The sequence below is a fragment of the Pseudoalteromonas sp. SWYJ118 genome (assembly GCF_015864505.1).
Classification (GTDB): domain Bacteria; phylum Pseudomonadota; class Gammaproteobacteria; order Enterobacterales; family Alteromonadaceae; genus Pseudoalteromonas; species Pseudoalteromonas arctica.
The window spans coordinates 476,185-495,461 of record NZ_JADYXC010000001.1; the positions used below are offsets into that span (position 1 = coordinate 476,185).

General features: G+C 40.1%; 19 protein-coding genes. All 19 read left to right on the forward strand.

Features of this window, described 5'->3' with window-relative positions; all coding sequences use genetic code 11:
• The first annotated feature begins 76 nt into the window (after positions 1 to 76).
• On the forward strand, positions 77 to 2,149 hold the full coding sequence (locus I6F48_RS02215; protein WP_197118702.1) for a flagellar hook-length control protein FliK: 2,073 nt from the start codon (positions 77 to 79) through the stop codon (positions 2,147 to 2,149).
• A gap of 57 nt (positions 2,150 to 2,206) precedes the next feature.
• The gene (gene fliL / locus I6F48_RS02220) at positions 2,207 to 2,737 is read left to right on the forward strand and encodes a flagellar basal body-associated protein FliL (protein WP_007585800.1); all 531 of its coding nucleotides are present in this window, start codon (positions 2,207 to 2,209) and stop codon (positions 2,735 to 2,737) included.
• Between the two features lie 9 nt (positions 2,738 to 2,746).
• On the forward strand, positions 2,747 to 3,838 hold the full coding sequence (fliM, locus tag I6F48_RS02225; RefSeq protein ID WP_007585802.1) for a flagellar motor switch protein FliM: 1,092 nt from the start codon (positions 2,747 to 2,749) through the stop codon (positions 3,836 to 3,838).
• Between the two features lie 20 nt (positions 3,839 to 3,858).
• Complete coding sequence (gene fliN, locus I6F48_RS02230) at positions 3,859 to 4,257, forward strand: flagellar motor switch protein FliN (protein ID WP_007585803.1); 399 nt, start codon at positions 3,859 to 3,861, stop codon at positions 4,255 to 4,257.
• Positions 4,254 to 4,637 carry a flagellar biosynthetic protein FliO gene (gene fliO / locus I6F48_RS02235; protein WP_007377952.1) on the forward strand — a complete coding sequence of 128 codons (384 nt, stop codon included), beginning with the start codon at positions 4,254 to 4,256 and terminating at the stop codon, positions 4,635 to 4,637. The genes fliN and fliO overlap by 4 nt, the downstream gene beginning before the upstream one ends.
• Positions 4,638 to 4,641: 4 nt before the next feature.
• Complete coding sequence (gene fliP, locus I6F48_RS02240) at positions 4,642 to 5,382, forward strand: flagellar type III secretion system pore protein FliP (RefSeq protein WP_165725378.1); 741 nt, start codon at positions 4,642 to 4,644, stop codon at positions 5,380 to 5,382.
• A 40-nt stretch (positions 5,383 to 5,422) separates the two neighbouring features.
• Positions 5,423 to 5,692 (forward strand): flagellar biosynthesis protein FliQ, encoded by a 270-nt coding sequence (fliQ, locus tag I6F48_RS02245; protein WP_002959325.1) that lies wholly within the window; start codon positions 5,423 to 5,425, stop codon positions 5,690 to 5,692.
• A gap of 2 nt (positions 5,693 to 5,694) precedes the next feature.
• Positions 5,695 to 6,474 carry a flagellar biosynthetic protein FliR gene (gene fliR / locus I6F48_RS02250; RefSeq protein WP_007585805.1) on the forward strand — a complete coding sequence of 260 codons (780 nt, stop codon included), beginning with the start codon at positions 5,695 to 5,697 and terminating at the stop codon, positions 6,472 to 6,474.
• A 9-nt stretch (positions 6,475 to 6,483) separates the two neighbouring features.
• Positions 6,484 to 7,614: a flagellar biosynthesis protein FlhB gene (gene flhB / locus I6F48_RS02255; protein WP_007585806.1), complete on the forward strand. Its 1,131-nt coding sequence runs from the start codon at positions 6,484 to 6,486 to the stop codon at positions 7,612 to 7,614.
• Between the two features lie 72 nt (positions 7,615 to 7,686).
• Positions 7,687 to 9,798: a flagellar biosynthesis protein FlhA gene (gene flhA, locus I6F48_RS02260; protein WP_010553901.1), complete on the forward strand. Its 2,112-nt coding sequence runs from the start codon at positions 7,687 to 7,689 to the stop codon at positions 9,796 to 9,798.
• A 21-nt stretch (positions 9,799 to 9,819) separates the two neighbouring features.
• Entirely contained in the window at positions 9,820 to 11,301 is a 1,482-nt protein-coding gene (gene flhF / locus I6F48_RS02265) for a flagellar biosynthesis protein FlhF (RefSeq protein ID WP_007585808.1), read from the forward strand.
• Positions 11,294 to 12,154, forward strand: a complete 861-nt coding sequence (locus I6F48_RS02270; RefSeq protein ID WP_007585809.1) for a MinD/ParA family ATP-binding protein — start codon at positions 11,294 to 11,296, stop codon at positions 12,152 to 12,154. The genes flhF and I6F48_RS02270 overlap by 8 nt, the downstream gene beginning before the upstream one ends.
• Positions 12,155 to 12,180: 26 nt before the next feature.
• Positions 12,181 to 12,891 (forward strand): RNA polymerase sigma factor FliA, encoded by a 711-nt coding sequence (locus I6F48_RS02275; RefSeq protein ID WP_165728742.1) that lies wholly within the window; start codon positions 12,181 to 12,183, stop codon positions 12,889 to 12,891.
• A gap of 40 nt (positions 12,892 to 12,931) precedes the next feature.
• Positions 12,932 to 13,315: a chemotaxis response regulator CheY gene (gene cheY, locus I6F48_RS02280; RefSeq protein ID WP_008132609.1), complete on the forward strand. Its 384-nt coding sequence runs from the start codon at positions 12,932 to 12,934 to the stop codon at positions 13,313 to 13,315.
• Between the two features lie 17 nt (positions 13,316 to 13,332).
• Positions 13,333 to 14,106, forward strand: coding sequence for a protein phosphatase CheZ (locus I6F48_RS02285; protein ID WP_007585814.1), 774 nt, complete (start codon positions 13,333 to 13,335; stop codon positions 14,104 to 14,106).
• Between the two features lie 15 nt (positions 14,107 to 14,121).
• Positions 14,122 to 16,329, forward strand: coding sequence for a chemotaxis protein CheA (locus I6F48_RS02290; protein WP_197118703.1), 2,208 nt, complete (start codon positions 14,122 to 14,124; stop codon positions 16,327 to 16,329).
• A 58-nt stretch (positions 16,330 to 16,387) separates the two neighbouring features.
• Positions 16,388 to 17,554 (forward strand): protein-glutamate methylesterase/protein-glutamine glutaminase, encoded by a 1,167-nt coding sequence (locus I6F48_RS02295; protein ID WP_165721592.1) that lies wholly within the window; start codon positions 16,388 to 16,390, stop codon positions 17,552 to 17,554.
• Positions 17,547 to 18,311, forward strand: a complete 765-nt coding sequence (locus I6F48_RS02300; RefSeq protein ID WP_165739544.1) for a flagellar motor protein — start codon at positions 17,547 to 17,549, stop codon at positions 18,309 to 18,311. Before I6F48_RS02295 ends, I6F48_RS02300 begins: the two co-directional genes overlap by 8 nt.
• A 1-nt stretch (position 18,312) precedes the next feature.
• The gene (locus tag I6F48_RS02305) at positions 18,313 to 19,272 is read left to right on the forward strand and encodes a flagellar motor protein MotB (protein ID WP_007585826.1); all 960 of its coding nucleotides are present in this window, start codon (positions 18,313 to 18,315) and stop codon (positions 19,270 to 19,272) included.
• Positions 19,273 to 19,277 lie beyond the last annotated feature (5 nt).

Sequence of the window (19,277 nt, forward strand, 5' to 3'; positions counted from 1 at the left end):
ATTGCTTTGTTACTTAGTGGAATTTAACTTTTGGCGGTATGCGGTGGCATATTGCCGTAATGGTATTAGGTGATTTATGGCGATGAATAACATTTCGTTTTTAGTTTCTTCTGAAAAAGACTCTTTGTTAGCTTTTAAAGACAATAGCTTAGCTAATGGCGAAGGAAATTTAGGCGATGAATTTTTAAGCCAACTAAACGAAGCGCATAACTCTATGGAGCCTTTGCTAAAAGGCAATAAAAATCCTAATGCCGAAAATTCGATTGCCATTCCTAAGCATAAACAGCCAGAAGAAAATGAAAATCTGATCGTAAAGCGAGATGAAGTAACAACGGACGAAGTTACTTTTGTGTCTGCTGAGATCCTTGATCAAATTAATTCAGCACAAGCAATGAGCACTTCGGTTAATAAGCCGTTCGATGCAACTAACAGTTTAGAATCAGAAAATGCAGAGCTAGAAGCTACACAAGCAGAGAATACCAAAATAGAGAATACACAATTACAAAGCACACAAGTAATTGCATCCACTAATACAAGTGATGAAGTATCGGCTAAAGAAGCGAATACAGCCAGTGTAGTGCAAAATCCAATTGCCACTAATGTAGACTCTAAAACGGCTAAATTAACTGATTCAAAAAGCGATAACTTTAGCTCACCATCTTTGAATTCGTTACCATTAAATGAAGGCAAGCATCGTAAAAGTGGTGTTGCTGAAGCTAGTGAAGGGCCATTAAATTCTATAAATAAAAAGTCCGATGACAGCATTGGCCCTATATTAGAAAAACCTGAAGTTGTCTCAACCTCAATGAGTTCTAGAGAGCAAATAGGACAAAATAAGTCTGCTGATGAAAATAATATAGTTTTGCCAACACTCACCGACAAAGCGGGCGTTACTCAGTCTTCTTCAGCCGCAACTGAAGCTGATAATAATGCAGCAATAGATACGTTAATGACTAAAGATACGAGCTTAATTAAAGCTAATGATGTTATTGCTAGTTTAACGCCTGAGCAGCGCTCACAACTTAACGCGCAAATTAAGGTATTAGAAAATACTGATTCAACCAGTAACGCAACTAGTAGCACTTCAAATCTTAAGCAAATGCTTGCGCAATTTATTACTGATAATGAAGAAGCACAGGGTAGCGTAGCTAAACACTCTTTTAGCGCAGAAATCAATTCACTTAATACAACTGAAAAACAAAGCTTATTAACGCAATTAAACGCTTATATTAAAACAGAGCAGCCTAAAGGCGAGCAATTGGCAGTGCTTAAGCAAACAGTTAATGAATTAAAAGCTTCAATTGAAATAGGACTTGCCGATACCGCTAAGACCGACTCAAAAACGTTTGTAGCGTCAGAGACTCCTAACACAGTATATAATCCACAAAAGTTAAGCTTAAAGACATCAACAAACGAAGAGGCTGATTTAAATAAAGCCGTAACAACCTCAACTAAGCGTGATGATTTATTAAAATCACTTGAAGAATTACAAAAAGATGGCCTTAAGAAAATAACTGCAGAACAAACACCTGCACGCGTAGCACAAATATTTACGCAAATTACAGCTGCTTTAAATACTCAGCAAGTGAGCACATTAAGCCAATACGACTCATTAAGTTATGAGCAGAGCTTACTTGATACCCAAATAGTACAAACTCAACAATTACAAAGTACATCGCAAGTTAAGCAAGTAAGTATTGATCCTGGTGTAATGCAGGCAATTAATATTGTTAAAAGTGATGCAGCTAAATTACTGCAAGAGCGCGTTAGCTCAATGCTGAGCATTAATAACAAAGAAGCAGAAATTCGCCTAGATCCTCCTGAAATGGGCAGTATGCAAATACGTATTCGTAGCGATGCAGAACAAGCACATATAAACTTTGTAGTACAAAACCAGCAAGCCAAAGAAGCACTTGAACAATCAATGCCGCGCTTACGTGAAATGTTAGCGCAACAAGGGTTAGAGCTTGGTGAAAGTACTATTTCTTATGGGCAATCAGGTGGTGAAACTGCCGAGCAAAGTGAGAGTGGACCCCAAGGTAATATGGCTAATAATAAGTCAGTTAATGATGAAAACGACGAGCAAGCAAATAACACTGCACAAAGTTCTCGACAACAAACTTCATCATCAATAGATTACTATGCCTAAGTGCTGCTATTATAATAACTAAAACAAGCAAGTACCTTTGCGATTAAAGGAATCATGATGGCTGAAGAAACAAGTTTAGAAATTGAAGAAACCGGTAAAAGCAAAAAGAAACTAATAATAATCATAGTAGCTGTACTACTTATCGTAGGCGGTGCTGCAGGTTACTTTTTTATGTCGGGTTCGGATGCGCCAGTTGAAACCTTAGATGAAGAGACTGCGATGTCAGCAGATGCTCCTTCTGCTGCTGTTGGTGATTCAGCTGAAATAGGCAGTGCTTTATATGTGTCAATGCCACGCCCATTTGTATTTAACGTTCCCGGTTCAAGTCGCGACAGAATTGTGCAAATTAAAGTACAGTTATTAGTACGTGGCGAAGTAAATGAAGAAACAGCCAAAAAACACATTCCACTAATAGAAGGGACGCTACTAAGCGTATTTTCTACTACAACTGCTGATGAGTTAAGTACGAGCTCTGGTAAAGAAACACTTCGTTTTTCTGCACTTGAAAAGGTACAAAAAGCCTTAATGGATGTTGAAGGCAGCAAAGTAATTGAGCGGGTATTGTTTACCGGCTTTGTGATGCAATAAGGGGTTAGCGTGAGCGATTTATTATCCCAAGACGAAATTGATGCGCTATTACATGGCGTTGATGACGTTGAAGAGGAAGATATACACGAAGGTGAAGATGGCGGGGGAAGTACGCTTCAGTACGATTTTTCTTCGCAAGATCGGATCGTGCGTGGTCGTATGCCGACGCTGGAAATTGTTAATGAACGCTTTGCTCGTCATATGCGAATTAGCCTATTTAACATGATGCGCCGCACCGCAGAGGTGTCTATTAACGGCGTGCAAATGATTAAGTTTGGCGAGTATATTCATACTTTATTTGTTCCAACCAGTTTAAATATGGTGCGTTTTAGACCTTTAAAAGGCACTGGCCTGATTACCATGGAAGCACGACTTGTGTTTATTTTGGTAGATAACTTTTTTGGTGGTGACGGGCGTTATCATGCAAAAATAGAAGGCCGAGAATTTACGCCAACAGAGCGCCGAATTGTACAAATGCTCCTTAAAATAATCTTTGAAGATTATAAAGAAGCTTGGGCACCGGTTATGGATGTATCGTTTGAATATCTCGATTCTGAAGTAAACCCAGCTATGGCTAATATTGTAAGCCCAACTGAGGTTGTGGTTATTAGTTCTTTTCATATTGAGCTCGATGGTGGCGGTGGCGATTTTCATATTGCACTTCCGTATTCAATGCTTGAGCCAATTCGAGAGCTGTTAGATGCGGGTGTTCAGTCTGATACTGAAGATACTGATTTACGTTGGAGCAAAGCGCTTCGCGATGAAATAATGGATGTAGAGGTTGAAATATCAACTCAGTTACTTGAAGTTGATTTAACCTTAAAACAAATTATGGAACTCAAAGCCGGTGATATTATTCCGGTTGAAATGCCTGAGCATATAACCGTGTTTGTTGAAGAACTACCTACATTTAGAGCCAAAATGGGTCGCTCTCGCGATAATGTTGCGCTTCAAATTAGTGAAAAAATTAAACGACCTGATTCAGTTAAATCTGAGCTGCATGTATTTACCAAAGGCGGCAAGAAAATTGACTCAGATGCAGAATTAGCAGAACTAGAAGATGATTTACACCTCTCTGACGGTGTAGACTTAGACTGGTAATTGATTAAAAGGTTAAAAGTATGAGCGATGATCAAGACACAATGGATGAATGGGCAGCAGCATTAGCAGAAGCCGAAGCTCCAGATGATAGTAGCGAAGCACATGTTGCAGAGCTTGATGAGTTAAGTGATTCAAAACACGAAATGAGTGGCGATGAAAAACGAAAACTCGACACTATTTTAGATATCCCCGTTACTATTTCAATGGAAGTAGGACGCTCTAAAATTAATATTCGTAACTTATTGCAACTTAACCAAGGCTCTGTTGTTGAGCTTGACCGTGTTGCGGGCGAGCCGCTAGACGTGCTAGTTAATGGTACTTTGATAGCCCATGGTGAAGTAGTTGTAGTAAACGACAAGTTTGGTATTCGCTTAACTGACGTGATAAGCCAAGTAGAGCGGATCAAAAAACTACGATGAGCTTATTAGTTGCTTTAACGAGTTCCGTTTTTTCAAAAGCAGATGTGGCAACACCTACTGGAGATATACTCTCTATGGTGCTGTCGCTTGTAATGGTGCTAGTACTAATTATTGTGCTGGCATTTTTTGTTAAAAAGCTTAATCCAAATTTAGCAAACAGCGATGAATTTAAAGTAGTCAGAAGTCTACCTTTGGGTTCTCGCGAGCGTTTAATGGTTGTTGAGATAGATAATGCTCAGCATTTACTTGGTGTAACTCCCCACAGTATTAATTACTTACACAAGTTAGAAACTCCATTAAGTGAAAAAGAACTACCTGAATTAGCTAAACGATTTGGTAAACTTTTAAACCCGCAATCAAACCAAAATAAAAAGAATTAAACCTATGACAAAGTGGCTGCTTATTATTTTTGCCATGGTGTTTGTACCAAATGTAAGCGCAGAAGGAATTGATGCGCTTACTATTACAACAAACGCTGATGGCACACAAGATTACTCAGTAACGTTACAAGTTTTAGCAATTATGACGGCGCTGAGTTTTATACCGGCTGCCATAATTATGATGACCTCCTTTACACGAATAATTGTTGTACTCGCCATTTTGCGCCAAGCGATTGGTTTGCAGCAAACACCGTCGAACCAAGTGTTATTAGGGATGTCGCTTTTTCTAAGTATTTTTATAATGTCGCCTATTTATCAGCAGGTAAACGAGCGAGCTATAGAACCTTACTTAAATGAGCAGGTTACTTCAGTACAAGCTTTAGAGCTGGCTAAAGAGCCAATGAAAGCCTTTATGCTTTCACAAGTGCGTTTAAAGGATTTAGAAACGTTTGCTAAAATTGCCGGTTATGATCAGCTAGATTCGCCACAAGATACACCGTTAATAGTGCTTATACCTGCCTTTGTAACCAGCGAATTGCAAACCGCATTTATAATAGGGTTTATGTTTTTTATCCCATTTTTAATTGTTGATTTAGTGGTCGCCTCGGTATTAATGGCGATGGGTATGATGATGCTTTCACCCATGATTGTGTCCTTACCGTTTAAAATTATGTTATTTGTACTTGTAGACGGTTGGAGCTTAGTGATGGGGACTCTAGCCAAAAGCTTTGGTTTAGGGACTTAGTATGCAAAGCATTAACATGACCCAACAATAGGAGTACAACATGGAACCGGAAATTTTTGTTGATATCCTAAGTGACGCTCTTTTTTTAGTTATTAAGCTGGTGTCTGCAATTGTAGTCCCAGGCTTAATTATTGGTTTAGTTGTTGCTGTGTTTCAGGCCGCAACGTCTATCAATGAACAAACATTGAGCTTTTTACCTCGTTTATTAATTACCATTAGTGCGCTTATTGTGGGTGGGCATTGGCTTACTCAAGAGCTAATGGACTTTTTTACTCGCCTAGTATTACTTATTCCTGAAATTGCAGGTTAAACGTGGAATACCCCTTTGCTGTCGTTATTCAATGGTTGAGCGATTTTTTGTTGCCGCTGGTACGCATTAGCTCAATGATTATGATTATGGCTGGTTTGGGGGCTAAAAATGTTCCTACACGTATAAAAATGGGTTTATCGGTTGTTGTAACTTTTGTTGTAGTTCCTGTTCTGCCGCCAGCTACATTCACTAATTTATTTTCGTTTGAGATGATTTTAGTCGTTATTCAACAAATGCTGATTGGTGTTGCTATTGGTTTTGCATCTATACTTTTATTAAATACCTTTGTGTTAGCAGGGCAAATACTCGCGATGCAAACCGGTTTAGGTTTTGCTTCGGTTATTGACCCTTCTAATGGCGCGAGTGTGCCTGCTGTGGGCCAGTTTTTCCTTATTTTGGCCACCCTATTATTTTTTGCTTTTAACGGTCATTTAATGATGATTCAAATGGTGGTGCATAGTTTTCAAGTGCTACCCATTGATGGCACATGGTGGTCTGTAGATCATTACTGGGACATAGTGACCTGGGGTGGCTGGATGTTTACTACAGCACTTGTACTCTCACTTGCGCCGCTTACCGCGATGCTCGTTATTAATATGTCGTTTGGTATTATGACGCGTGCAGCACCGCAATTAAATATTTTCTCTATTGGTTTTCCGTTTACCTTGGTAGCGGGACTTATTATTATTTGGGCGACACTAGGTAACTTTGTTACTCAGTTTGAGTTTCAATGGTTAAAAATGGTTGAGCTAATGTGTACTTTAGTTGGTTGCTCACCTTAGGAGAAAGTCATGTCTGAAGACTCAGGACAAGAAAAAACAGAAGAACCCACATCCAAAAAACTTGAAGAATCTAAAAAGAAAGGCCAAATAGCGCGCTCAAAAGAGCTAGGCACCATGTTTGTACTTATTTTTTCGGCTATATCGCTTTTGATGTATGGGCCAGAAATTGGCAAAGGTTTATACAATGTAATGGGCCGAACCCTTAGCTTAAATCGCAACGAAGCCTTTGATACCACTAAAATGTTTGCCGTATGGGGAGAGGTTGCAGACGCTTTAATGTTTCCTATGGCTATGTTTGTATTAATTATAGTTTTGGCTGCATTTATTGGTAATACGTTATTAGGTGGTTTTAATTTTAGCTGGGAAGCCGCTGCACCTAAAGCAAGTAAAATGTCGCCAATGAAAGGCTTTAAACGTATGTTTGGCCCGCAAGCGGCTATTGAGCTTGTAAAGTCACTTTTAAAATTTGGTTTGGTTGCAAGTTTTGCTATATTTTTAATTAATACCTATTTTGATGAAATACTGCATTTAAGTTTAGAAAGTGCACCAGGTAATATTATCCATGCCTTAGAGATTTTAGGCTGGATGTTTTTAGGCCTTTCATGCACTTTAATTATTATTGCGGCTATTGATGCACCATTTCAAAGTTATAACCATAACAAACAACTTAAAATGACAATGCAAGAGATTAAAGATGAGTATAAAAACTCTGAAGGTGACCCACAAATAAAAGCGCGTATTAGGCAAACACAAAGGCAAATGTCGCAAAATCGTATGATGCAAGATGTCCCTGACGCTGATGTTATTGTTACCAACCCAACTCACTACTCAGTAGCATTAAAATACGATACAGAGCGCGCAGGAGCGCCAATAGTGCTTGCTAAGGGTATCGATGAAATGGCGATGCAAATTAGAAAAGTAGCAATAGGGAATGAAGTACCTATTTTAGAATCCCCTATGTTGACCCGAGCGCTTTATCATACGGCTGAAGTAGGAGAGCAAATACCTGATCAGCTATTTACTGCAGTAGCGCAAGTTTTAGCGTATGTATTTCAGCTTAAGCGCTTTAATAAAGGGCGCGGTAAACGTCCAACTAAGCTCAATAACAAGCTCCCAATCCCCGATGCCTACAAGTATTAAACCGTTAACTTAGTAACTTGGAATAGTTATTGCTAATTCTACGTAGTGTCAATTTTTTGAAATTGTAGAATTATGAGTTTTAAAGCGGTATTACAACAACTTAACAGAGACAAAAAAGACTATGCCAAAGGGGTAGGTACTCCTTTGCTTGTGCTTGCAGCCTTGGGAATGGTGATCTTACCGTTACCGCCATTTTTACTCGATATCCTTTTCTCGTTTAATATTGCCCTCGCATTAGTGGTTTTACTCGTGACTGTTTACACGATGAAGCCGGTTGAGTTTGGTATATTCCCCTCTGTATTACTAATCGCTACGATTATGCGTTTAGCGCTTAACGTTGCCAGCACTCGAGTTGTATTACTTGAAGGTCATAATGGTGGTGATTCTGCCGGTAAAGTAATTGAAGCGTTTGGCTCAGTTGTTATTGGTGGTAACTACGCAGTTGGTTTGGTCGTATTTTTAATCCTTATTATTATTAACTTTGTGGTAATTACCAAAGGTGCTGGGCGTATTTCTGAGGTATCTGCACGTTTCACCCTTGATGCAATGCCGGGTAAACAAATGGCAATCGACGCCGATTTAAACGCTGGTTTTATCAGTGCTGAGCAAGCGCGTGACCGCCGCGAGGAAGTAACTCGCGAAGCCGATTTTTACGGCTCAATGGATGGTGCGAGTAAATTTGTAAAAGGCGATGCCATTGCAGGTATTGTTATATTAATCATCAATATTGTTGGTGGTTTATTTGTCGGTATGATTCAACATAATTTGAGTTTTGGCAACGCAATGGAAGTATATACATTACTTACCATTGGTGATGGCTTAGTTGCTCAACTCCCTTCTTTACTGCTTTCAATTGGTACCGCGATTGTTGTAACACGTCAAAATGAGTCGCTCAATATGGGTGATCAATTTAAGAAACAACTAGGTAACGAAAAATCACTCTTTATTGCTTCAGGTATTTTGATCATCATGGGTTTAGTGCCTGGTATGCCGCATTTTGCTTTTTTAAGTTTAGGTGCGTTATTGGGTTATTTAGCTTACTACACACAGCAAACTAAGTTAAAAGCCGCTGCAGCAGAAGCCGAAGAAGCCGCCAGTGGCGGAAGCGCTGCAACAGGTATTGCCAATAAACAAGAGCAAAAAGAACTTGGTTGGGATGATGTTCAGCAGGTTGACGTAATTGGCCTAGAAGTAGGTTACAGATTAATTCCGTTGGTAGATCAATCTCAAGGTGGTGAGCTACTTAATCGTATTAAAGGTGTACGTAAAAAGCTTTCTCAAGAACTTGGTTTTTTAGTACCACCTGTTCATATTCGCGATAATTTAGAGCTTGATCCAAATGCTTACAGAATAACGCTAATGGGTGTTTCAACCGGTGAAAGCGAACTTAAACATGGCGACGAGCTAGCGATTAACCCAGGGCAAGTATTTGGTCCTATTAAAGGGGTTGAAACTAAAGATCCTGCGTTTGGCCTTGATGCAGTATGGATCAAGCCTGATCAAAAAGATGAAGCGCAATCACTAGGTTATACCGTTGTAGATTCAGCCACGGTAGTCGCCACTCATATTAGCCAGTTATTAACTAACAGTGCGGCGTTGCTACTAGGGCATGAAGAAGTTCAAAACCTGCTTGATATGCTTGCTAAAAGCCATCCTCGCTTAGTAGAAGGACTAGTACCTGATGTGCTGCCATTAACTGCAATTGTAAAAGTACTGCAAAATTTATTGAATGAAGGTGTAGCTATTCGCGATATGCGCTCAATTGTTCAAACCCTTGTTGAGTATGGTCCGCGTAGCCAAGACCCTGATGTATTAACGGCTGCAGTGCGTATTTCTCTGCGTAGGTTAATTGTTCAAGATGCGGTGGGCATGTCATCAGAAATCCCTGTCATAACCTTGGCACCTGAGTTGGAACAGATGTTGCATCAGTCATTACAAAATGCAGGCGATGAAGGTGCCGGTATTGAGCCTGGACTTGCAGAGCGACTTCAAGTGTCATTGACACAAGCGCATCAAAATCAAGAAATGGCCGGTGAACCTTCTATATTGCTAACGTCAGGAATGTTACGCACTGTGTTATCTCGTTTTGTTAAGTACACCATTCCAGGATTGAGAGTGATGTCTTATCAAGAGGTACCAGACGAAAGACAGATCAAGATTGTTAGCTCTGTAGGCCAACAATAAGATTTTAACAGGGGTTGAATCATGAAAATTAAACGTTTTTTTGCTAAAGATATGCGCACAGCACTTAAAGAAGTTAAAGATGAGTTAGGTGTTGATGCGGTTATTATGTCAAATAAGAAGCTGGCTAACGGTGTAGAAATTGTAGCGGCAGTTGATTATGACAAAGCAGCCCCTAAAGTAGCAGCGCAACCACAACGTACTGCAGAGCCGCGTGCTCAAGCTCCACAGCAAAGTATGCATAATTTTGTAAAACCAGAGCCTCAGCGTGCCAAACCAGAGCCGCAGGCAAAAGTGGCTGACAGCCTACAAGCTTTATTAGAGCGCCAATCACCGCGTCCTCGCTCCCCTGAACTTGCATCAATGTTTTCACAATCAGGTATTGATACTACAGATAACTATCAAGAACCAGTTATGGAACAGCGTACTAAAAATATGTTTGCTCCTGAAAATGCAGCGCCAGTTCGTCCACAAACTCAAGCGGATAGCTTAGGTTTTGATGATTTAGACAGCGACTTTGATGATTTAGATAGTCCAGTAACTGCTCGCCAACAAACACCCAATAATGAAAGCGAAGAAATGACAACAATGCGTGAAGAAATGAACGCAATTCGTCAATTGCTTGAGCATCAAGTATCGGGCTTAATGCAGCAAGATATGGCGCGTCGCGATCCAACACGCGCTTGCATGGTTGACCGCTTAGTCGGTATGGGTATTGATAAAGAAGTAGCGCAACAAATGGCATGTTTTGTACCTGATGATGTATCTCGTAAGCAAGGCTGGAAAGCGTTGTTAACGATGGTCGAAGATCAAATGCAAACAACCAATAATGAAATACTTCGCCAAGGTGGTGTATATGCGTTAGTGGGTCCAACAGGTGTTGGTAAAACAACAACAGTTGCTAAGCTTGCAGCGTTAGGCGCACAAAAATATGGCGCTGATAAAGTGGCCTTAATAACCACTGATACATACAGAATTGGTGCTTATGAACAGCTTGCTACTTACGGCCGTATTATTGGTTGTGGTGTAAAGCAAGTTAAAGATGCTAATGAATTAGCTGAAGTTTTATATCATTTACGAAATAAACGTCTAGTATTAATTGATACAGCAGGTATGAGTCAGCGAGATTTACGTTTAACTGAGCAGTTAAACACGTTAATGCGTAACCAACGTGTGGATATTCGCAGCTACTTAGTACTAAGCGCGACGGCACAAATTAATGTATTACAAGAAACAGTACGTCACTTTAAAAAAGTACAGTTAAGTGGTTGTATTTTCACTAAGTTAGATGAATCATTAAGTTTGGGTGAGATTATTAGTATTGCGATTCAAAATCGCCTTCCAATAGGGTATCTTACTAACGGTCAACGAGTGCCAGAAGATATTCGTGTTGCAAATGCTGAAAAACTAGTGAAAAAGGCTGAGCAGTTATATTTAAAAAGAACAAAAGCACAACATTCAAGGCACCAAGCAGTGGCGCCAAGTACAGTAGGGATGTATGATTAACACAGTATTAGATCAAGCAAGCGGCCTGCGCAAAATGAGTCAAAACAATAACAACGGCGTAAAAGTTATCGCTGTAACCGGTGGTAAAGGTGGGGTGGGGAAAACAAATGTTTCTCTAAATACCGCTATTGCACTAGGGCAACAAGGTAATAGAGTATTAGTGCTGGATGCTGACCTAGGTTTAGCAAACTGTGATGTGATGCTTGGTTTACGTGTAGAGCGCAATTTATCACACGTTTTGTCAGGTGAATGTGAGCTTGACGAGATTTTAGTTGAAGGGCCTGCTGGTATTAAAATTGTACCTGCTACATCGGGCTCGCAAAGTATGGTTGAATTATCGCCATCTGAGCATGCCGGGCTAATTCGTGCATTTAGCGAATTGAATACCGAATTTGATATTTTAATTGTAGATACAGCCGCTGGTATTTCAGACATGGTGCTAAGCTTCTCACGAGCAGCACAAGATGTAATGGTTGTAGTGTGCGATGAACCAACATCAATAACCGATGCTTACGCACTTATTAAAGTATTAAGCCGCGAGCACGGTGTTTATAAGTTCAAAATTGTTGCCAATATGGTCCGCAGTATGCGTGAAGGCACTGAATTGTTTGCAAAACTATCTAAAGTTACCGATCGCTTTTTAGATGTTTCAATGGAGCTAGTAGCAACGGTTCCTTATGACGAAAATATGCGCAAAGCAACACGTCGCCAAAAGGTGATTGTTGAGCTCTTTCCAAGTTCGCCAGCCGCTCTCGCGTTTAAAGCGCTGGCGACAAAAGCAGTTAAATGGCCAATACCAAATCAACCATCTGGGCATTTAGAGTTTTTCATTGAGAAACTAGTAAACGGCTAATTATGACAACATTGGTGAATAGAGCTATGGGATATCAATCAACACAAAACTTAAATGTGATTGTTGAGAAACATGCATCACTTGTTAAAAAAGTGGCATGTCATCTAATTGCTCGATTACCACCTAGCGTTCAGCTTGATGATTTAATTCAATCAGGAATGATAGGTTTAATAGAAGCTTCAAAAAACTTTGATGCAACAAAAGGCGCAAGCTTTGAAACCTTCGCCGGTATTCGTATTCGCGGGGCTATGCTTGATGAAATGCGCCGTGGTGATTGGGCTCCTCGTTCAGTACACCGTAAAAGCCGACAAGTTGCAGAAGCAATTACTGGGCTCGAAAGCAGTTTGAATCGCGAACCAACAGATATAGAAGTTGCTGAAAAACTTGAAATTTCACTCAATGAGTACCATCATATTTTAAATGATGTTAATACCAGTAAAGTATTAGGCATAGAAGACCTTGGTGTAGATGAGGATGTTATTACTCCCGTAGGCCAAGATTTAGCGCTAGACAAACCTTTTAATAATGTTAAAAATGATCGGTTTAATGAGTCTTTGCTAAATGCAATAAAGTCATTACCAGAGCGTGATGCAATGGTACTTTCTTTATACTATAACGATGAAATGAATTTAAAAGAAATAGGACATATACTCGATGTAAGCGAATCGCGTGTAAGTCAGATACATGGTCAGGCGATGATTAAGCTTAAAGCTAAAATCAATGACTGGATAAACTAGTAGTAAGTAAACTAAGGTTAATACCTCACTGGGGGATGTTTTGGATAAAAACATGAAAATTCTTGTAGTTGATGATTTTTCAACGATGAGACGAATTATAAAAAACCTATTACGTGACTTAGGTTTCACTAATGTTCAAGAAGCTGATGACGGGTCTACAGCTTTGCCTATGTTACAAAATCAAGTATTTGATTTTGTGGTTACAGATTGGAATATGCCGGGAATGCAAGGTATTGACCTTTTAAGAGCAATTCGTGCAGATGATAAGTTAAAACATATCCCTGTATTGATGGTAACGGCAGAAGCTAAAAAAGAACAAATAATAGCTGCAGCGCAAGCTGGCGTTAATGGTTATATTGTTAAGCCATTTACGGCTGGAACATTAAAAACTAAATTAGAAAAAGTATTTGAACGCTTAGGCTAATGATGGGGGAGAGGCTTATGTCAGCACCAGCTGCGCCTCAAATAACGTTAGAACAAGCTCGTCAACTCGTCATTTATTTAGAAAACGATGAGCAAGATAAAGCTAATCAGTTGATTTTAGAGACAGCTTCGCAAGAGCAGTCTAAATTATTTGCTGAAGTTGGGAAGTTGACTCGTCAACTGCACGAAGCACTTAAAAGCTTTGAGCTTGATACTCGCTTAACTAACATAACGACAGATGCGATTCCAGATGCTAAAAAGCGGCTTAATTATGTTATAGAAATGACAGAAAATGCGGCTAATAAAACAATGGATGCTGTTGAGGCTAGTTTACCTATAGCTCAGCAACTTGCAGATGAAATATCTCATATCAAACCGACATGGGATCGTTTAATGAGCCGGGAGATTGAGCTTGGTGAGTTTAAACAACTTTGCCATAGTATCGATAAGTTTATGAATAACTCTCATCATAAAACGGATGAGCTTCAAAGCTTAATGACAAATGTACTAATGGCTCAAGACTATCAAGACTTAACAGGTCAAGTTATTCGCCGTGTTATAGAACTTGTTAGAGAAGTAGAAGAAAGCTTACTTCATCTTTTAACAGCGTTTGCTGAACAAGATGACAGTGACAACACAGCGAATAAAGTAGAACAACAAAAAATAAAAGAACCAGTTGCCACACAAACTTTAGCAGGTCCTGAAGGCCCTATTATTGATAAAGAATCGCGTAATGATGTTGTATCTGATCAAGATGAAGTCGATGATCTTTTATCAAGTTTGGGCTTCTAAGAGGAGAGTAACTGCATGTTTGAAGTCGATGAAGATATTTTACAAGACTTTCTTGTAGAGGCAGGAGAAATCCTAGAGCTTTTATCTGAACAGTTAGTTGAACTGGAAAATAATCCAGAAGATACCGAGTTACTAAATGCCATATTTAGAGGCTTTCACACTGTAAAAGGTGGTGCAGGTTTTTTAGCTATGACAGAACTTGTTGATGCTTGCCACGGCGCTGAAAACGTATTTGATTTACTACGTCAAGGCGTGCGAACGGTCAATTCAGAGTTAATGGATGTTATTTTACAAGCGCTCGACACCATTAATGAAATGTTCGCGACTATCCAAAATAGGGATAAGCCAGAACCAGCAGATCCTGAGTTACTTCAAACCCTCCATATTTTGGGCCTACCTCCAACAGAAGCCGAGCTTAACGGAGTCGCTTCAGAAACTGACGTTGAACAACCTCTTGATGAAGTAGTTGATACGCCAATAGCTGATGAGGAAGATCCATTTGCATTTGATGAAATGTTTAGCGGAACTCCTTCGGTTAGTGATGCTGAAATAAACGAAATCACTGAAGATGAATTTGAAAACTTACTTGATGAACTACACGGTAAAGGACAAGGTCCTGCAGTTGAAAAGCCAGTAGCAAGTAGCAGTGATTTTAATGGTGATATTACTGATGATGAATTTGACAGCTTATTAGACGAGTTACATGGAGTTGGCAGTTTTGGTGAGGTTGAGAGTAAAGCACCTGACCAAAGTAGTGTAGTTAAAGCACCTGTAGAACCAGCTAAACCAGCGTCAAATACTGCTAATTCATCAGATGATGAAATTAGTGATGATGAATTTGAAGCGCTTCTTGATGAACTTCATGGTAAAGGCACTGCACCTAAATCAATAGAAAGCACTCCAGCTGTGAAACAGCCCAATATCCCAGCTAAACCAGCTGCAAAAGCGAGTGTGCCTGTAAAAAAACCAGAACCTGTAAAAGCACCCGCTTCTAAACCGGTAGAAAAACCGGTTGCTAAAGCAGCGCCAGCAACGCCTAAAAAATCAGCGCCACCAGCAGCAGAGACGACAGTTCGCGTAGATACAAAACGACTTGACCAAATTATGAATATGGTTGGTGAGTTAGTACTTGTGCGAAATCGTTTGGTTAGTTTAGCGACCAATTCAGACAGTGAAGCAATGGGTAAAGCAATCTCTAACTTAGATGTAGTGACTGCTGATATTCAAGGCGCGGTTATGCAAACGCGAATGCAACCAATTAAAAAGGTATTTGGTCGTTTCCCTCGCGTAGTACGCGATTTAGCACGCAGCTTAAACAAAGACATTGACTTACAACTTGTAGGTGAAGAAACCGATTTAGATAAAAACTTAGTGGAAGCACTAGCCGATCCGCTTGTGCATTTAGTTCGAAACTCAGTTGACCACGGTATTGAAATGCCAGCTGTTCGTGAGGCTGCCGGTAAGCCTAGAACAGGTAATGTTACTTTATCAGCGTCTCAGGAAGGCGACCATATTTTGTTGACCATTAAAGATGATGGCGCTGGTATGGATGCTGAGAAACTGAAAAAAATAGCAATTAGTAAAGGCGTGCTCGATCACGATCAAGCGAGTCGACTTTCTGACACTGAAGCATACAACCTAATTTTTGCACCTGGCTTTTCTACAAAAGAAGAGATATCTGACATTTCAGGTCGTGGTGTTGGAATGGATGTGGTGAAAACTAAAATCACCCAATTAAACGGCTCTGTAAGTATTCAATCTGAGTTAGGTGTAGGTACTATTTTAGAGATAAAAGTACCACTTACCTTAGCCATATTACCGACCTTAATGGTAATTGTTGGCGCACAAACATTTGCGTTACCACTTGCAGGTGTTAGTGAAATATTCAACTTAGATTTAACGAAAACAAATGTGGTTGATGGGCAATTAACAATTATTGTGCGTAAAAAGGCAATACCGTTATTCTACCTCGAGCACTGGTTAGTTAAAGGCTCAGATCGTTCACAGCGAAAAGCAAAAGGCCATGTAGTTATTGTGCAAATTGGTACGCAGCAAATTGGTTTTGTTGTTGACTCATTAATTGGCCAAGAAGAAGTAGTGATTAAGCCGCTTGATGCGTTACTTCAAGGAACACCAGGTATGGCAGGTGCTACAATAACTTCGGATGGTGGCATTGCACTGATTTTAGACGTTCCAAACATGTTAAAACATTACGCAGGCTAATAATAAAGTAGGTATATATTTAATATATACCTACGCATAAATTTAATAAGAGAGCTAAATGGCCGTTAAAGTTTTAGTTGTTGATGATTCAAGCTTTTTTCGCCGCAGGGTAAGCGAAATTCTTGAGCAAGATAGCGACATACAAGTTATAGGCTTTGCTGTGAATGGCAGAGAAGCTGTTGAAAAAGCAGCTCAGCTACGTCCAGATATGATCACTATGGATGTCGAAATGCCTGTGCTTGATGGTATTAGTGCAGTTAAAGAGATAATGGCGAGTAATCCAACCCCGATCTTAATGTTTTCATCACTAACACGTGATGGCGCAACAGCAACGTTTGATGCGCTAGATGCTGGAGCAATGGATTTTTTACCGAAAAAATTTGAAGACATCGCTCGCAATAATGAAGACGCTATAAAGCTTTTACAAAATAAAGTGAAAGATATAGGGCGAAGACGTTTACCGCGAACGTTTAAAGCTGCAACACCACCTAAGCCAGTAATATCAACTAAACCGATAACAAGCTCACTTTCGCAAAGAACAAACACACTAACACCTTCGATAAAACAACCCGATAGAAGCTTTCAAAGAGCAGCCCCTACAACATCGTCAGGTTCAAATATTGCCTCAATGCGAGCAAGTGGAAAGCAATACCAGCTTGTGGCTATTGGCACTTCTACAGGTGGCCCTGTTGCACTACAAACTATACTGACTCAATTGCCAGCTAATTTCCCTCACCCTATTTTACTTATTCAGCATATGCCTGCGGCTTTTACACCTGCTTTCGCAGCACGCTTAAATGGTCTGTGCCAAATAAAAGTGAAAGAAGCGCAACAAGGTGACCGCTTACAACCAGGAACGGCTTATCTAGCGCCTGGCGGACAGCAGATGATGGTAGAAGGGCGTGGTGCAAATAGAACACTGCGCGTATTTGAAGATCATAGCGAGAGAATAAGTTATAAACCGAGTGTAGATGTAACGTTTGCCAGTGCAGCAAAAACGTATCAAGGCGATGTGCTTGCTATTGTTTTAACAGGCATGGGCGCTGATGGACGTGACGGTGCAAGAATGTTAAAGCAAACGGGTGCAACTATTTGGGCACAGGATGAGAAAAGCTGTGTTGTTTATGGAATGCCTCAAGCCATTGCTAATGCGGGGCTTTCGAGTGAAAGCTTAGCATTAAGCGATGTTGCAGCACGTATCAAGAGAGAGGTAGGTTGTGGATAAACTCTCAATATTTGGACTATTTGTAGCACTGGGTGCAATAGGTCTAGGTTACTCTTTAGAAGGCGGCGTTGTTTCTGCTTTATTTAATGGTCCTGCCCTTATTATTGTATTAGGCGGCACGCTTGGCGCTGTTATGTTACAAACATCAGCAAGTACCTTTAAAAAAATGCTAAATATGAGCTCTTGGGTTTTTGTTGCGCCACAATATGATATTGAAGATGCAATAGAGCAAGTTAAGCGATGGTCTCATAAGGCACGTCAAGAAGGTTACTTAGCGCTTGAAAACGAAGCGCTAGCTCACCCAGATGCATATGCAGCAAAAGGTTTAAGCTTGCTTGTAGATGGCTGCTCAGAGCAAAAAATACGTGACACGCTTGAAATTGATTTACTGCTAGAACGCGATCGCTTGCTTGAAGCCGCACGTGTTTATGAAGCGATGGGGGGCTACAGTCCTACCATTGGTATTTTAGGTGCTGTGCTTGGTTTAATACAGGCAATGTCGTTTATTACCGATCCACAAATGCTTGGTGCAGGCGTTGCAACGGCATTTATCGCGACCATTTATGGTGTTGGTTTAGCTAATTTATTGTTTTTACCTATGGCAAATAAGTTAAAACAGCGTGTAGAGCAAAAAATGCTTTACCATGAAATGCTTGCCGAAGGTGTGATTGCGATAAGCGTTGGCGAAAGCCCAGTAAATATAGAATTAAAGCTTGAAGCCTACCGTGTAGAGCGTCCTAATTTAGTGGACGAATAACATGCTACGCCGACGACTTCGTCACTCTGCTCCTAAAAGTCAACATACAGAGCGTTGGCTTGTATCGTATGCCGATTACATGACCATTATGTTTGCTTTTTTTGTGGTGCTGTATGCGATAGCGATTAACAAAGAAGAACAATTTCAAATATTGTCAGACTCCCTTGAACACGTTTTTGATAAATCTGCCCGCCAGCACTCCCAGCAAGGTGAGGGCGTCAATGGTAATGGAATATTGACTGATAGAGTGACACCTGAACAAGAAGTTCTTTATGGTGAAAGTATTTTAAAAGAAGAACAAGGTCCAGAGTTACTCGACGGTCAAAGTGATACAAGTAACATACAACAAAAATATTTAGGAAAACCACTCGATAGCTTACTTGCTAAGCTGCAGTCAGCGCTTATTGATGAAATTCGTGATGGAGAAGCCAGTTTAGAGCTTAATCAAGATTGGCTGATTATAGAGCTAAGCTCAGGTATGTTATTTTCAAGTGGTAGCTCAGTTGCACACTCTAGGGCAAAGCAAGTCGTCAAAATTGTTAAAGATATTATTGCTCCAGTAGATAACTATATTAGGGTGCGTGGCTATACTGATGATGAAAGTATTCGCAATGAAATATTTCGCTCAAATTGGGAACTCTCGGTTGCTAGAGCAACATCTATTTTAGTAGAGCTGGAAGCATTAGGTATTAATTCTGCCAGAATGGCGATAGAAGGTTATGGTCAATATTCACCTTTTGTAAGTAACGATACAGAACAAGGGCGAGCAGAAAATCGTAAAGTTGTTATTGCACTTTCTAAGTATGGTTTACCACCGATACAAGACATTAAAGGTGATGAACAAGCCGTTAAGCCAGTAGCGGAAGAGCCTGAAATTGAGCTCCCTTCAGATGACGATACAATAAAAATAATTCGTTTGCCTCATGGTGGTATTCGCATAACAACGCGCAATGAACAGTAATTAGG